The sequence below is a fragment of the Nitrosomonas sp. genome (assembly GCF_040240425.1).
GTDB lineage: Bacteria > Pseudomonadota > Gammaproteobacteria > Burkholderiales > Nitrosomonadaceae > Nitrosomonas.
In genome coordinates this window covers 1-16,113 of sequence record NZ_QPHG01000052.1, presented here as the reverse complement: position 1 = coordinate 16,113, position 16,113 = coordinate 1, and the positions used below count along the sequence as shown (strand labels likewise).

Genomic DNA, 16,113 nt, shown 5'->3' with positions numbered 1-16,113 from the left:
GCCGGGTTTGATAAAGCTGCCAGATTTCCTGACGATCCAATAATGTTAAGCGAGTGCGTTTGTGTATGTTCATCTGCAGTATTCTCCTGAATACTGTAAACAACGCTAGGAATTCTTACAAATCAAATCATCAAAATAATGTATATTTTGACAAATCATTGAATTTACTGTGAACCGAATTTGTGTCAACGAATCATAGACGTCAATTGGATTTTCAGCGGTACCAGCGCATTCCATGGCGATCACTTTTTATTCGCAATCGAAGCTAGCTGATCCGCGAAATAGCGATTCCGCCATTGATTCTACTGCAGGAAGTAAAACAGGCTTTGCCCTTTTCTCTCATTGATGAAAGAATGCGCGGGTTCCGGAAAAATCCGGCATTGGCGTTTCCATCGCCTGTATTCACGAAAAGTCAGGCAGATGATTCTAGCGGACTTTGATTAATTACTAGAAAGGATACTTTGCTATGAAAAAAATTCTCATGATCGGCTCATTAGTATTTTCCTTGCTCCTCTACGGAAGCTTTATACTAACCGGCAATGGCGCCGTACTTGCTTTTGTATTATTGGGGCTCGTTATCTCTTTTATCTGCGCAATGTTGTTCTTGTCGAATAAATAGATCGTGCGGAAATATTTAAATTTTCCCTATTGCCATTATATTAAAGCAATACACAGCATCCCCAATGTGCTATAAGGTTGGAAATAATAGAAATTCACTAGAAATAATGCTCAAAAATCACTGAGCAATTTTTGCGGCATAGTTTATGGTAAGACAGTTTGAATATAAGATATTTTTCATACAAACAAACTGTTATGAGTACTGATGGTGCCCAGAAGAGGACTCGAACCTCCACACCCGAAGGCACATGGACCTGAACCATGCGCGTCTACCAATTCCGCCATCTGGGCAAGCGACAACCGTGTCAGGCTGTCAAAGAACGCGTAATTCTATAGGAAACCATTGTTTTGTCAATTAAGAAGAATCAAAAACTGCGTAATCTGGATCCGCATCTCAAACGCGAGAAAGAGCGCTACAAAAGTCCATTGCCAAGCCGGGAATATATTCTGCAGATTTTGCAACAGCAGGGAATCCCGTTGGCTGAGCAGGTATTACAGAAATTACTGGATATTACAAAAAAAGAAGAAGAGTTATTTAACCGCCGGTTAACGGCGATGATGCGCGAAGGTCAGATTTTCCGCAACCGCAAAGGCGATCTCTGCGTGATGGAAAAACTCGATCTGATCAAAGGCCGAGTACAGGGCCATCCCGACGGATTCGGTTTTCTGATTCCCGATGACGCCAGCCCGGATTTGTATCTTAGCGCAAAAGAATTGAACAAAGCGCTGCATGGCGACCGGGTCCTGGTACGCGAAATCGGATTGGACCGGCGCGGACGCCGGGAAGCTACCATCGTGGAAGTTCTGGAGCATACCAATACTCAGCTGGTGGGACGGTTGTATATCGATCATGGCATTTTATATGTCGTGGCCGAAAACAAACGTATCAGCCAGGATATTCTGATCGCCAAGGAGCATTCGCTCAAAGCCATAGCCGGTCAAATTGTCATTGTCGAAATCATCCAGCAACCGAATAAACAAACGCAGCCGATCGGCAAGATTATCGAAATTCTGGGCGACTACACCGCACCGGGAATGGAGATTGAAATCGCTTTGCGCAAACACGATCTGCCGTACATTTTTCCTCCCGAGATAGAAAAACTCTCCGCCAAGTTTCCCAAGAATGTTTTAAAGAAAGAACTGAAAGGACGCAAAGATATCAGCCATTTACCGCTGGTCACCATTGATAGCGAAACCGCGCGCGATTTTGATGACGCCGTTTATTGCGAGGAAAACGGCGACGGATACCGGTTATATGTAGCGATTGCGGATGTCAGTCACTATGTCAAACCCAAAGATGCGATCGATCAGGAAGCGCTGAGCCGGGGCAATTCCGTGTATTTTCCGCGCCGCGTCATTCCGATGCTGCCGGAAGCACTCTCAAACGAGTTGTGTTCGCTCAATCCGGACAAAAACCGCTTATGCATGGTGTGTGAAATCCAATTCCAGAAAAATGGCGAAATACTCGATTATGTTTTTTATCCTGCGGTGATGCGTTCGCACGCGCGGCTGACTTACAACATTGTTGCAGCTATCCTGGCCAATCCGAAAGGCGCCGAAGCCAAGGAACACACCGGACTGCTGCCGCACTTGCAACTCACTTACAAATTGTTCAAAGCGCTGCTCAAGGCACGCAAAAAACGCGGCGCGATCGACTTTGAAACCACCGAAACGCAAATGTTTTTTAACGATCAAGGAAAAATCGAAAAGATTGTGCCGGTGCAACGCACCGAAGCACATCGTTTGATCGAGGAATGCATGCTGGCAGCGAATGTCTGCGCGGCGGATTTCCTGCAAAAGAACGGCCAAACCACACTGTATCGCATCCATGAAAGCCCGGTTCCGGAAAAAATCGAAGCGCTGCGCAATTTCCTGAAGGAATTCGGCATTCAACTGGGCGGCAAGACCAAACCGGGCGCCAAGGATTACGCGCAAACCCTGCTTAAAATTCAAGGCAGACCGGATGCGCAATTGCTGCAAACCGTCATGCTCCGGTCGTTGAAACAGGCTATCTACAGCCCGGATCTGAGCGGACATTTCGGGCTGGCGTACGATGCCTATACCCATTTCACTTCACCGATCCGTCGCTACCCCGATTTGCTGGTGCACCGCGCGATTAAAGCAGTCTTGCAAAGTGAAACCTACAATCCCGGCGATTGGAACGAACTGGGTCTGCATTGCTCAATGACCGAGCGGCGCGCCGACGACGCCACGCGGGATGTCGAATCCTGGCTCAAGTGTTTTTATATGCAGGATAGAATCGGTGAGTGTTTCGATGGCGTGATCAGCAGCGTGACCGGCTTTGGTTTGTTCGTTGCCCTGGATAATGTGTATGTTGAAGGGCTGGTGCATATTTCCGAGCTACCGAGTGATTATTTTCACTTCGATGCAACCAAGCATCTTTTGCTTGGCGAGCGTAGCGGCAAGCAATACCGCCTCGGCGACCGGCTACGCGTGAAATTGGTCCGTGTCGACCTGGAAACCAGCAAAATCGATTTTGTGTTAGCCGAGCCGGATAAAAAACCGGAACGAGTCAAAACCCCAGCAAAAGGTCAGGCAAAAGATCAAGCAAAAACCAAGACTCCGGCCAAAGGCAAGAAATCGCATTCATGAATGATGAATTGCTCTAAAATACGCGCAAAAATCAATCATTCAGCAAAATCAGCCGGTCATTTCCCAATGGAGTTTTTAGGTTAAAACGTGTCCAACACTCGCTTTATCTTTGGCTTTCATGCCATTACCAGCCGTTTGCGGCAAAATCCGGAAAGCATCAAAGAGATTCTGATCGATGCGGCGCGGGACGATCAACGCGCACGCACACTCATCCAGCTGGCCGAAAGCCGGAAAATCCGTCTGCTCCCGTGCGATAGCGCCAAACTTAGCGCTATGACCGGCAGCGAACGTCACCAGGGCGTTGTGGCCAGTATCGACAGTGCGCGCAGCCACATCGGCCTGGATGATGTTTTGGATACGCTGACCGGACCGGCGCGGCTGCTGGTGTTGGATGGCATTCAGGATCCGCACAATTTGGGGGCGTGTCTGCGCGTCGCCGATGCGTTCGGCGTGCATGCCGTGATCGCGCCGAAAGATCGCGCGGTGGGCTTGACGCCAACGGTTTATAAGGTTGCCAGCGGTGCAGCAGATACCGTGCCCTATATTGCCGTCACCAATTTGGCGCGTACTTTGAATCAATTAAAAGAACGTAACATTTGGATATTTGGCACCGCGGAAGATGCGGAATACGACTTGACGCATTTCCCGATCCAGGGCGCTGTCGCTTGGGTGCTTGGTTCCGAAGAAAAAGGACTACGGCGCTTGACGCGCGAGAGTTGCGACCAATTGGTGCGGATTCCGATGCAAGGCAGTATCGAAAGCCTGAATGTCGCTGTCAGCGCCGGCATCTGCCTGTTTGAAACGCATCGCCAGCAATCTTTGGTCTGAACTATGCACCTGCTAAAATACCGCTCATTTTCCGGCAACGGCGATTCCCGTTATGCACAATGATGCAACACCATAAAATTTTATATCTTTATTCTCAACCATGAATTCATCTGCTCACCCACATTTCAAAACCCATTTCGTCGAGCTATTCCGTGCAGCCGCCCATGCCATCGCCACACCGGATGCCAATGTCCGCATCGAGTTGACGCGCACCAAACAGGCCAGTCACGGCGATTATTCATGCAATCTGGCCATGCAACTGGCTAAGCCGCTGCATAAAAACCCGCGCGAAGTGGCGAATTTATTGATCAGCGCCCTGCCCTCCTCGCCTTATTTGGAAAAAGTGGAAATAGCAGGCGCCGGATTTATCAATCTGTTCCTGAAAAATTCCGCGAAACAGCAATGCGTGCATCAAGTATTACAAAGCAAAGAGACATTCGGCCACAGTGATTCTGGTCAAGGAAAAAAAATCCAGGTGGAATTCGTCTCGGCCAATCCGACCGGCCCCTTGCATGTCGGGCACGGACGCGGCGCCGCGATTGGCGCCAGCCTGTCGAGTGTACTGACCGCTGCCGGTTTCAATGTATCGCGCGAATTTTATGTGAACGATGCGGGCCGTCAGATGGACATTCTGACGCTTTCCACCTGGCTGCGGTATCTGGAGCTGAACGATATCCATATTCCGTTCCCGCAAAACGCGTATCAGGGAGACTATGTCAAGTCGATGGCCCGTTTGATTCATCAGGCACACGCCGAGCGTTATGTGCATCACCCTGAATTGGTGTTGGACGGCTTGCCCGTCAGTGTCATAGAAACTGTCGTGAGTACCGACGAACATTTGGATCAGTTAATTGCCAATGCCAAAAAAGTACTCGGCCAGGATTATGCGTATATTCATAATTTTGTGCTCACAGAACAATTGGGCGATTGCCGCAACGATCTGATGGAATTCGGCGTTGAGTTCGATACGTGGTTTTCCGAACAATCGTTATACGATAATGGCTCAGTCGCACGTACCATCCAATTACTCAAGGAAAAAAAATACTTATACGAGCAAGATGGCGCGATCTGGTTCCGCTCTACCGATTTCGGCGATGAAAAAGACCGGGTGGTGCAGCGGGAAAATGGCCAATTTACCTATTTCGCCTCCGACATCGCTTATCACCTGAATAAATTCGAGCGCGGTTACGAACAAGTCATCAATATCTGGGGCGCGGATCATCATGGTTATATTCCGCGCGTGAAAGGCGCATTGCAAGCGCTCGGACTGGATCCGGCAAAGCTGGAGATCGCTCTGGTGCAGTTTGCCGTGCTCTACCGCGACGGCAAAAAAGCACCCATGTCCACCCGCTCCGGCGAGTTTGTCACGCTGCGGGAATTGCGCGAGGAAGTCGGCAAGGATGCCGCGCGGTTCTTTTACGTAATGCGTAAAAGTGACCAGCATTTGGATTTCGATCTGGATCTGGCCAAATCACAAAGCAATGAGAATCCGGTTTATTACGTGCAGTACGCTCATGCGCGGGTATGCAGTGTATTGGCGCAATGGGATGGCGATGCCGCCGATCTGGTTGAAGCCGATACGGCAGAACTATCCAGTCCTGCCGAGTTGGCATTGCTGCAAAAATTGATTGATTTCCCCGATACCGTGGAAATGGCGGCGAAGGAATTTTCTCCCCATCTGATCGCGTTTTACCTGAGAGAACTGGCCAGCGAATTTCATAGTTACTATAATTCAACACGTTTTCTGGTACCCGAGATTGCCTTGCAAAACGCCCGTCTAGCGTTGATTGCAGCTACCCACCAAGTACTGAAGAATGGAATGACGCTACTCGGCGTCAGCGCACCTGATAAAATGTAACCGGATTACTGTATAAGGATACACATGAGTCGAGATTATAAGACCCGCAGACCAACAAAATCCACGCCGGAAAAAGGCGGTTCCGCGTTTTTTGGCGGATTTGTCGGTTACGCATTGGGTCTTGCGAGTGCAATTGGCATATGGCTATATTTTAATTATGCGCCCAGTCCGTTTTTACCGGCTGACAAAGTAGCGAGCTCATCGGAAAAAAACCAAACACAACCTGCTGCTGAAACCCCAAAAGTCGCGGAAAAATCGGCACCATCAGAACCTTTGGCCGTCGTGGAAGAAAAACCCCGGTTTGATTTTTACAAAATACTGCCGGGCATCGAAGAACCGGAGATTGACCAGGATTTCAAGCGTGCGGCTGAACCGCCCGCACAACCGAAAATAGCCGTTAAAACACCGGAAAACAATAAACCGGCTGAAATCGTTCCACAGCCTGTTCCACCCCGCCCAACGGTTATCATCCCGGTCACTCCTCCTCCGCAACAAACCGCTGCGGTACCACCACGCACGCTCCCGGCGGAACCGAAGCAACCATCGCAGCCGCAACAACAACCCCCAGTAACACCGCAAACCAAAGCTCCCGCAGCGGCGAAAGAGAAAATTTTCCTGCAGGCCGGATCATTCAGAAAAAATGACGAAGCGGAAAATATGAAAGCGCGACTCGCGATGCTGGGTGTATTCGCATCGGTACAACCGATCGATCTGGCGGAAAAAGGAACTTGGTACCGTGTGCGGATCGGACCGTTCAACAACAAAACGGATAGCGACCAAACCAGCGCATCACTCAGAGAAAATGGCATAGAAACACAGTTTGTCAAATTACAATAACAGTGCATCGCCACGTTTTAGTTACATTTTCCCCAAGGTTATATCACCCGCCGCACCCCGTTAAATACTTTATTTAAGGAGTAATAGCATGAATCGATATCAAGCCGTTGCAGTTTTCTTCTTAGTATTAAGTTTTGGTTTAATCAATCTGCCCGCAGCCTACGCCGACATCGTCGAAGGTAAGGACTATACCGTTCTGGCAAAGCCGCAACCGACCGAAGATAGCAGCAAGATCGAAGTTCTGGAATTCTTCTGGTATGGCTGCCCGCACTGCTACAGCCTGCACCCGCATCTCAAAACATGGCTCGCGAATATTCCCGGTGATGTCAGTTTTCAATATGTGCCCGCGATTCTTCGCCCCACTTGGGTTCCGGCCGCAAAAATATTTTATGCCATCGAGGCGATGGGAATAGCCGGTACGCTGCACGATAAAGTGTACGATGCCATCCATCGCGACAAAATTGACTTGAATAACGAATCCGTTTTATTCGATTGGATTGAAAAACAAGGCATTGACAGAAAGAAATTTGAAAATACCTACCAATCCTTTGCGGTGCAAAATCAAGTATCGAGATCGACACAAATGTCACGCCAGTATCAGCTCAATGGTGTTCCCACACTGATTATCAATGGCAAGTATCTTACCAGCGGAAGAATGGGCGGTTCACCGCAGGATACCATCAAAACTTTGGAAGCATTGCTTGAGAAAGTACGCAAGGAAAAATAGCGGCACGCTGGTTTTATCTTTCCGGGTTTAATTCCTCATCCCCTGAAATCTAACTTGCAACTTATAAAACCTACTCAACACCTCGCCGCTTGCGGCGGGGTGCTTTATTTTCCCCTTCCCAAAACCGGCCACAATCCAGAAAATACTAATCCAATACCGCATTAAAATACATATCACCAGAAAACTCGCTGTATATGACGGCAAAATCTCAGCAAAACTATTTCAAGAAAAACGGCATTCTTTAACCCTGTTATCAACTAACCTTTATTTGTGCCGCTAATAAAAAACAATATATATATTGATATTAGATTTTGATTTTCAGCGGAAAAAATCTAAAACCAATAGCAAAAATTTTTACGCCAATCCAATGGCAATTTTTCTTGAAAGAAATTTAAAATGGGATTTATTCAATTACCCTATACTTCGGAAGATACGTCCAGCTTCCCGGAAGCTGCTACAGAAAAAAATACGCGTACCAAAACCATCAAAGATCGCCTGCTCGAAGCAGCCACGCATGATCCCGATCTTCCAGCGCTGGGCAATTCCATCGCACGCATCATCCAGTTGTCCTCATCCGATGATCAATCCCTTCAGCAATTAGCCTACTTCATGTTAGCGGATGTTTCATTAACACAAAAAATTCTGCGCTTATCCAATTCCGTCGCCTACAGAACCGGACCCAACAAAGTCAACACCAATATCACTAAGGCCATATTTCTGCTGGGTTTTAACTCAGTCAAGACATGCGCACTGGCCATGCTTTTGGTGGACGGTATGTCCGGCAAACGCGCAGAGCTGGTTCGCACTGAATTAATACATGCGCTGGCAGCCAGTATGATTAGCCGCGAGCTCGTCAAGGCCAGTCATTTTATCGATGCGGAAGAGACAGCGATCACCACTTTGTTCAAGAACCTTGGCCGTTTATTGCTTGCTGCTTATGATCATGACTTGTATCAAGAAATGATGGCGCTCATAACGCAAGGCACGCATACGCCGGTGCAAGCATCCATGCAGATTTTGGGGTTCAATCTTGATACCCTGACAGAAACTATCCTGGAAAAATGGTGTATTCCTAGCACGATTATTCAAGGGCTTAGAAGCAGGCCTTTCGGCAATCTCGGTGTTGCCAGAAGCAAACAAGAGTGGATGCAACAAGTTGCTGAATTGAGTGAAAAGGTCGCGCCACTGGTCGTAGAAACGGGTAACCCGGAAGATCCGGAACTGAAAAACAAACTGCTGACACGCTTCGGAAAAGCGCTTAATCTCGATAAATCCAAATTGGATCAGCTGATACTGGATGCGAAAATAGAAACACGCGCCTTGCTGATCAATGCAAACTTGCTCGATGCGGATCGAAACAAAACAATATGCACAGAAATAGCACGTGCCGAATTCAACATGCCTGTCGATGAAGACTTATTGAGCGAGTTGATCATTGGCCATGATGAAACGGAAAATACGCAAATTATCCAACGTTATCCCAGCGGCAAGCCCTATAATGCATCGGCATTATTATTGATCGGTGTACAGGATGTCAGTGAAATTATGGCGCCCGGCAATTATAAATTGGACAGTTTGATCATGCTGGTTCTGGAAACTTATTATAATAGCCTGGGCTTTCGTTTCATCACACTCTGCCTTAGGGATCCTAAAATGAATCAATATCGCGCCCGGAGTTCTCTCGGGGAAAACAACATGGACTTCCAGAAAGCGTTTAGCTTTCCGATGTCATTCTCCCCCGATGTGTTTCATTTGGCGCTGAAAAGAAATGCCGATCTATTGATTTCAGATGCCTGCACAGCCAAAATCCATACTCTGATTCCGCAATGGCATAGAGATCTATTTCCCGATACGCGCGGCTTCATGGTGCTTCCACTGGTAGCAAACAATAAACCCATCGGCTTATTCTATGCAAACCGTGAAGCGGAAGCCCCAGAAGGAATTACCGCAGACGAAATCCGTCTGATCAAGACATTAAAAGGTCAAGCATTGACAGCCTTTAATTCAAGATAAAATAATGATTGCATACATGACAGGCAAAAAATGACGCAATTGACAGGTTACTTGTTTATCATCAGCGCGCCGTCCGGAGCCGGTAAAACCAGCTTGGTCAAATCGTTGCTGCGCTCGGACTTAAATCTCAGTCTATCGATTTCGCACACGACACGTCCGCCACGTAACGGGGAAGTCGATGGTTGTGATTACCATTTTGTAAATAAAGAGACATTCCAGCACATGCTGCTAAATGGCGAATTTGTGGAAAGCGCCGAAGTTTATGGCAATCTTTACGGTACCTCGCAGCAATGGATCAATCAGGCGACCGCATCAGGACAGGACATTCTGTTAGAAATCGACTGCCAGGGCGCAAAACAAATACAGCAAATTTTTCCTCAAGCTATCAGCATTTTTATTCTCCCGCCTTCCGCTGATGCGCTGGCATCGCGCTTAAAAACACGTGCGCAGGATGATCCCGAGGTTATCCGGAAGAGACTGTCCGCAGCACGGGAAGAAGTCAGTCATATTGCAGAATTCGATTATATTATTATTAACAATCAGCTTGATGAAGCACTGAATGATCTGATTTGTATTATTAAAGCAGAACACTTAAAAAAGGAACGGCAGATAATAAAACATCGCGCACTCATCACCGAATTGTCATAATTCATTTCCAACCAGATAGTGGCATCATTTTTTGTCTTTTTATTGTAAAATCCATCCATAACTCACAATAGGAACACATACGATGGCACGAATTACCGTTGACGATTGTTTAAAGAGAATACCTAACCGTTTTGACATGACTTTGGCTGCAACGACACGCGCCAGACAGCTGGCGATCGGATCGGCTCCACTGGTGGAACCTGGACGCAATAAAGCGACCGTCATCGCGTTGCGCGAAATCTCGCAAGGCAAAATAGGATTGGATATACTGAATCCCAGAAACATGTAATACAGCCTTTGTACTAAGACTGTCTTAAATCGTCATCTCTTTACCGCGGGATGCATGCCAACAGCCAATGCCTCGATTGCGGATGCTCCTGTAACCGGTTGCCAATCCAAGTTAAAACTCGAATAATGAGTTGCGCATGATTTGGCTGGCATATAGGGGATTTATAAAACGCTATGCCAGAAACAGAACAGCTATTCATAGAAACATCGCAATATCTCAAGCCGGAGGATATTACTCAACTTAGAAATGCTTATTCTTTCGGCCAAGGGGCGCATTCCGGCCAATTCCGCAAATCCGGCGAGCCCTATATCTCTCACCCGGTTGCGGTTGCGAGAATTCTGAGCAAGCTCCATCTTGACGCTCCCACGCTGACAGCCGCTTTATTACATGATGTGGTTGAAGACACGGCTATTTCCAAAGCGGAAATCAGCGAAAGATTTGGCGAACCGGTAGCGGAACTGGTTGACGGTGTTTCCAAACTGACCAAAATCGAATTCCAAACGCAAGAAGAAGCGCAAGCCGAGAATTTCCGCAAGATGCTGTTGGCCATGGCGCGCGATGTGCGGGTCATACTCATCAAACTGGCGGATCGATTGCATAATATGCAAACACTCGACGTCATGCTGCCGGCAAAACAACGTCGCATTGCCCGCGAAACCCTGGAAATTTACGCCCCGATCGCGCATCGGCTGGGGCTCAATAATATTTACCAGGAACTGCAAGAATTGGGTTTCCGCTATTCTTATCCATTGCGTTACCGTGTTCTGCAAAAAGCCACCAAGGCCGCGCGGGGCAACCGGCGTGAAGTCGTGGGTAAGATTCTCGATGCCATCAACCTGAAATTAAAAGAAGCAGGACTCGATGCGGACGTGACCGGGCGGGAAAAGCATTTGTTCAGTATTTATATGAAGATGGTGGAGAAACGTTTATCATTTTCCGAAGTGCTGGATATATACGGATTCCGTGTGATTGTTAAAGACATTCCGTCCTGTTATGTCGCGCTAGGCATGCTGCACAGCTTATACAAACCCATTCCCGGTAAGTTCAAGGACTATATTGCCATTCCCAAAACCAATGGCTATCAATCGCTGCACAGTACATTATTGGGCCCGTTCGGTATACCGATTGAAATACAAATCCGCACCGCCAGTATGCACCGGATCGCCGAAAACGGCGTCGCTTCGCATTGGCTCTATAAAAGCTCGGATGGCGATTTCAATGATCTGCGCTTAAAAACCAGCCAGTGGTTGCAAAGTCTGCTGGAAACACTCAGCGACTCAACAGATTCCATGGAATTCCTGGAGCATCTCAAGATTGATCTATTCCCAGGCGACGTTTTCGTTTTCACCCCGCAAGGAAAAATTCTTTCCCTGCCAAGGGGTTCAACTGCTGTCGATTTCGCTTATGCTGTGCATTCCGATATAGGCAATTGCTGTGTTGCGGTAAAAATTAACAGTGAAAACGCGCCATTGCGTACCAAACTGAAAAGCGGTGATCGGGTTGAAATCGTCACCGCCCCATACGCCAAACCCAATCCCGCCTGGCTCAGTTATGTCGCAACCGGCAGAGCACGCTCGCATATTCGTCATTTCCTCAAAACCATCCAGTATGACGAATCGGTCAAATTAGGTGAACGCATGCTCAATCAAGCGTTGCTATCCTTTAACATGAATCCGGATACGATTACCGAAGCGCAGTGGGAAAAATTAGTACGCGACAGTGGCGTCAAATCGAAAGAGGAATTGCTGGCCGACATGGCGCTGGGTAAACAACTCCCAGCCGTTGTAGCGAAACGCCTGGCTTCTCCCATGGAATCCATTTCTCCCGCGCAAAAAGCAGGCCCGATCACGATCTTGGGAACCGAGGGAATCACCGTTCAGTTCGCCAAATGTTGCCGCCCTATTCCCGGAGACGCCATTATCGGTGTGATCAAAAAGGATTCCGGATTGATCATCCATACGCATGATTGCGGTAATGTCACCAGCAATCGGAAGAATCCGGAAAATTATTTGGATGTAACCTGGGGTAAAGATATCACTCGAACCTTTGAAGCCGCCATCAAGGTCACAACGGCGAATAAACAAGGGGTACTGGCGAGGGTTGCCGCTGAAATTGCCAAAGCCGAATCCAATATTGACGATATCGCCATGGAAAGCGAAGACGACTTCATGCATATGCGCTTTATTCTGCAAGTCAACAACAGACATCACCTTGCCCGAGTTATGCGCAGTTTGAGACACCTGCGGGAAGTCGCAAAAATCAGCCGCACGAAGGGCTGATATTGCTTACACAGCGGCAATAAAACTACCCGCTAGAATCTATGCCGTGGGCGTCAATCCTGCTAATAACGGCTTAGTATAATCTCCAGCACGAACTTGCTGCCAATATAGGCAAGTAATAAGGTGACAAATCCCGCCAACGTCCAGCGAATTGCAATTCGCCCCCGCCAGCCGTAAAACTGCCTCCCGGTCAGTAAAGCCGCAAACACTCCCCAGGAAATAAAACCGAACAATGTCTTATGTGAAAAAGTCAAAGGCTGGCCAAACACTTCTTTTGAAAACATCACACCGCTTAAAAGCGTCAGCGTCAATAAAATAAAACCAACCCAAATAATGTGAAACAATAATTTTTCCATTGCCAGCAGCGGCGGCAAATTCGTCAGCACCGAACGCGCGGCCGGATGATGCAATTGGCGCTCCACCACGGTCATCAGTAAAGCATGCAATGCCGCGATGGTCAGCAAGCTGTAGGCCATCATGGCAACCAGCAAATGCGCTTTAAATGCCGGCAGCTCGGTATTCTCGAGTGTTCGCAGCGATGGAAAAAACAGCGGCAATAAAACCGCAATAGCGGAAGCTGCGGCAACGGGCGCAACCAGCGTTTGCAGTCCTTGCAACCGTTGAAAAAATCCAGAGAACCAGTAAATAAAGGCAGTCAACCAAACAATCACTGAAATTGCATTGCTTAACCCGAAACTCAATCCCGCACCAGCAAACATCGACTGATAAAGTGTGATGGCATGCAATGACAAAGGAATAAGCATGGCATAATGCATCCAAGTGACCGATGCGGGTGCACGATCATTTGCGGGCAATGAAGATTGCCCCCACGTAGTGCGCCAAAAATACCAACCGATCAGTATATAAAGCAAAAAAGCCGCAGGATAAGTTAAAATGCTGGTCATTGAGGGTATCAGTTTTAAGAGGCAGAAATAACTGTTAAGTCTACATGGCACGTTAACAAATTCAAAGTACTCACCCGGAATTTGTTAATCCCGGATACGCCCATTGTTCTAAATTCATCTTATTTTATGAGGTTTACAGTATGTTTGATAACCTGACAAGCCGTCTCAGTGGCGTCATTAAAACATTACGCGGAGAAACGAGGCTTACGGAAAGCAATATCCAGGATGCTTTGCGCGAGATTCGCCTGGCGTTGCTGGAAGCCGATGTCGCTTTACCGGTCGTCAAAGATTTCATTGCCAGCATTAAAGAAAAAGCCATCGGCCATGAAGTCATGAGCAGCCTCACCCCTGGGCAAGCCTTAGTTGGCGTAGTGTACCAGGAATTAATCACCATTATGGGGGGAGAAAAAACCGACATTAATCTTGCGACAGTCCCCCCTGCCGTCATCCTCATGGCGGGTTTGCAGGGCGCCGGTAAAACCACGAGCAGCGGCAAGCTGGCCAAGTGGATCATGGAACACAAGAAAAAGAAAGTATTGTTAGTGTCTTGTGACATCTACCGCCCGGCCGCGATTCATCAGCTGGAACTGTTGGCCCAGCAAACCGGCGCTGATTTCTTCCCGGTTAAAGATGGGCAGAAACCCGGCGAAATCGGCGCAGCGGCATTGGATTTTGCACGTAGGCATCACCATGAAGTCATGATCGTCGACACTGCCGGCCGGTTAGGTATTGACGAAGCCATGATGCAGGAAATCAGCGAGCTGGAAGCATTGCTGAAACCGATCGAAACCTTGTTTGTCGTGGATGCAATGCAGGGGCAGGATGCCGTCAATACGGCCAAGGCATTTTCCGATGCATTACCGCTAACCGGCGTCATTCTCACCAAGCTCGATGGTGATGCACGTGGCGGTGCTGCGTTATCGGTCAAGCACATTACAGGCAAACCGATTAAATTCGCCGGTGTCGCGGAAAAACTAACCGGACTCGAAATCTTCCATCCGGATCGGATGGCATCGCGTATTCTGGGCATGGGTGACGTGCTGGGATTGATTGAAGAAGCACAACGCAATGCCGACCAAGAAGAAGCAGAAAAACTGATGAAGAAAATGAAATCAGGCAAGTCGTTCGACTTGAATGATTTCAAAGCGCAATTTCAACAAATGCACAAGATGGGTGGCATGAGCGCGTTGATGGATAAACTGCCGGCGCAATTCAGCCAGGCGGCGCAGAATGTCAAAGTGGATGACAAAATAATTCACCGCACAGTAGGCATTATCAATTCCATGACTCAGCAGGAACGCACCAAACCGGAAATTCTCAAAGCTTCACGCAAGCGCCGCATCGCGGCGGGTGCGGGTGTTACCGTACAAGAAGTCAATCGCCTGCTGGCGCAATTCGAGCAAGCTCAGAAAATGATGAAGATGATGAATAAAGGCGGGATCTCTAAAATGATGCGTGGACTCAAAGGTATGATACCTCGCATGCATTAACTCATCAATCGGCGGCAGGCGCCCGTTCCAACCCGGTGACTTGGGTGCCTGCGGTTATCTTTCTTGCCGCGAACCATCCCTTATTCATTTCCAGCGCATATTTCGCCATTCCCGCCGCATCGTGCGACGTCAATGTTTCTGGCTGCATCTCGGCAATATTCAGAATGACGCCGCGCACATCGATAAAAGCAACACTCAGCGGAATATAGGTGTTTTTCATCCACATGCTGTAATAACCGCTGCCCGGAAAAACAAACAGCATGCCGGTATTCTCTTCCAGCGATTCCCGGTACATCAGCCCCTGCGAGCGTGATAGCTGGGTATGTGCCACTTCCGCGGCAATTTCATAGCCAGATATTGTCAATGGAATAACGTTAACTTCAGAGGAATAAGCACCGGCAGGCAGCAATCCCAAGACAATCAGTTGTATTGCAAACCAGCGCATCAATGCTTGCCGGTGCTGCCAAACCCATCTTCGCCCCGGTGACTTTGATCGAAACTGTCCACCTGGTTGAATTCAACCTGAATCACGGGAACGATCACTAGCTGCGCAATGCGTTCCAGCGGATTCAAATGGAATGACGTCTGTCCCCGGTTCCAACAGGAGACCAGAATTTGTCCTTGATAATCCGAATCAATCAGTCCGACCAGATTTCCCAGGACAATGCCATGTTTATGACCGAGTCCTGAGCGTGGCAATACCAATGCCGCCAACCCGGTATCGGCCAGATGAATCGCAATGCCGGTTGGAATCAAGCTGGTCTCCCCCGGATTAATCGTCATCGGTTGCTCAATACATGCGCGTAAATCCAATCCGGCTGAGCCTGGCGTGGCATAGGCCGGCAACTGTTCATGCAAACGCTCATCCAGAATTTTAATATCGATTTTTTTCATTCTTTTTTAGGGTCTTAGGAAGTTAAAGCGGGTTTAAACGTAACAATTTAAGAATTTCATGATAGAGATTATCACGGCGATGATTAAAACGAAATTCGGTTTCTTTCAAGTGCA

The 16,113-nt window shown here is 48.0% G+C and carries 13 protein-coding genes, 1 tRNA gene and 1 pseudogene; 10 read left to right on the top strand and 5 right to left on the bottom strand.

From position 1 onward, the window contains the following. Positions 1–824: 824 nt before the first annotated feature. A tRNA-Leu gene (locus DU481_RS14405) sits at positions 825–909 on the bottom strand. 57 nt (positions 910–966) lie between these two features. On the opposite strand from DU481_RS14405, the gene rnr reads away from it, so the two are divergent. The 9 genes from rnr to DU481_RS14360 all read left to right on the top strand — a co-directional run bounded on the left by rnr (position 967) and on the right by DU481_RS14360 (position 12,710). Beyond that, entirely contained in the window at positions 967–3,231 is a 2,265-nt protein-coding gene (rnr, locus tag DU481_RS14400) for a ribonuclease R (protein ID WP_350135633.1), read from the top strand. A gap of 87 nt (positions 3,232–3,318) precedes the next feature. Beyond that, positions 3,319–4,059 carry a 23S rRNA (guanosine(2251)-2'-O)-methyltransferase RlmB gene (rlmB, locus tag DU481_RS14395; RefSeq protein ID WP_350135631.1) on the top strand — a complete coding sequence of 247 codons (741 nt, stop codon included), beginning with the start codon at positions 3,319–3,321 and terminating at the stop codon, positions 4,057–4,059. 100 nt (positions 4,060–4,159) lie between these two features. Continuing rightward, on the top strand, positions 4,160–5,917 hold the full coding sequence (gene argS, locus DU481_RS14390) for an arginine--tRNA ligase (protein WP_350135629.1): 1,758 nt from the start codon (positions 4,160–4,162) through the stop codon (positions 5,915–5,917). Between the two features lie 24 nt (positions 5,918–5,941). After that, a complete protein-coding gene (locus tag DU481_RS14385) occupies positions 5,942–6,754 on the top strand; it encodes an SPOR domain-containing protein (RefSeq protein WP_350135627.1) in 813 nt (270 codons plus the stop codon). Positions 6,755–6,842: 88 nt separating this feature from the next. Continuing rightward, positions 6,843–7,481, top strand: coding sequence for a thiol:disulfide interchange protein DsbA/DsbL (locus DU481_RS14380; protein ID WP_090320916.1), 639 nt, complete (start codon positions 6,843–6,845; stop codon positions 7,479–7,481). Positions 7,482–7,877: 396 nt separating this feature from the next. After that, a complete protein-coding gene (locus tag DU481_RS14375; protein WP_350135625.1) occupies positions 7,878–9,494 on the top strand; it encodes an HDOD domain-containing protein in 1,617 nt (538 codons plus the stop codon). A 30-nt stretch (positions 9,495–9,524) separates the two neighbouring features. Further along, positions 9,525–10,142, top strand: coding sequence for a guanylate kinase (gene gmk, locus DU481_RS14370; RefSeq protein WP_350135623.1), 618 nt, complete (start codon positions 9,525–9,527; stop codon positions 10,140–10,142). An 82-nt stretch (positions 10,143–10,224) separates the two neighbouring features. Then, positions 10,225–10,431 (top strand): DNA-directed RNA polymerase subunit omega, encoded by a 207-nt coding sequence (gene rpoZ / locus DU481_RS14365; protein ID WP_090320910.1) that lies wholly within the window; start codon positions 10,225–10,227, stop codon positions 10,429–10,431. A 173-nt stretch (positions 10,432–10,604) separates the two neighbouring features. Beyond that, complete coding sequence (locus DU481_RS14360; protein WP_350135621.1) at positions 10,605–12,710, top strand: RelA/SpoT family protein; 2,106 nt, start codon at positions 10,605–10,607, stop codon at positions 12,708–12,710. A gap of 62 nt (positions 12,711–12,772) precedes the next feature. Here DU481_RS14360 and DU481_RS14355 read toward each other — a convergent pair whose 3' ends face one another. Further along, positions 12,773–13,615, bottom strand: coding sequence for a cytochrome C assembly family protein (locus tag DU481_RS14355; protein ID WP_090320905.1), 843 nt, complete (start codon positions 13,613–13,615; stop codon positions 12,773–12,775). Positions 13,616–13,755: 140 nt separating this feature from the next. On the opposite strand from DU481_RS14355, the gene ffh reads away from it, so the two are divergent. After that, positions 13,756–15,105 (top strand): signal recognition particle protein, encoded by a 1,350-nt coding sequence (gene ffh / locus DU481_RS14350; protein ID WP_350135619.1) that lies wholly within the window; start codon positions 13,756–13,758, stop codon positions 15,103–15,105. A 4-nt stretch (positions 15,106–15,109) separates the two neighbouring features. Here the strand turns inward: ffh and DU481_RS14345 are convergent, their stop codons facing one another. From DU481_RS14345 to DU481_RS14335, 3 genes and pseudogenes are all read right to left on the bottom strand, one after another. Then, positions 15,110–15,550, bottom strand: a complete 441-nt coding sequence (locus DU481_RS14345; protein WP_350115669.1) for a DUF192 domain-containing protein — start codon at positions 15,548–15,550, stop codon at positions 15,110–15,112. Then, positions 15,550–15,999, bottom strand: coding sequence for a dUTP diphosphatase (gene dut, locus DU481_RS14340; protein WP_350135617.1), 450 nt, complete (start codon positions 15,997–15,999; stop codon positions 15,550–15,552). The genes DU481_RS14345 and dut overlap by 1 nt, the downstream gene beginning before the upstream one ends. Before the next feature lie 22 nt (positions 16,000–16,021). Continuing rightward, positions 16,022–16,113, bottom strand: a pseudogene (locus tag DU481_RS14335) (IS1595 family transposase); the annotation flags it as partial.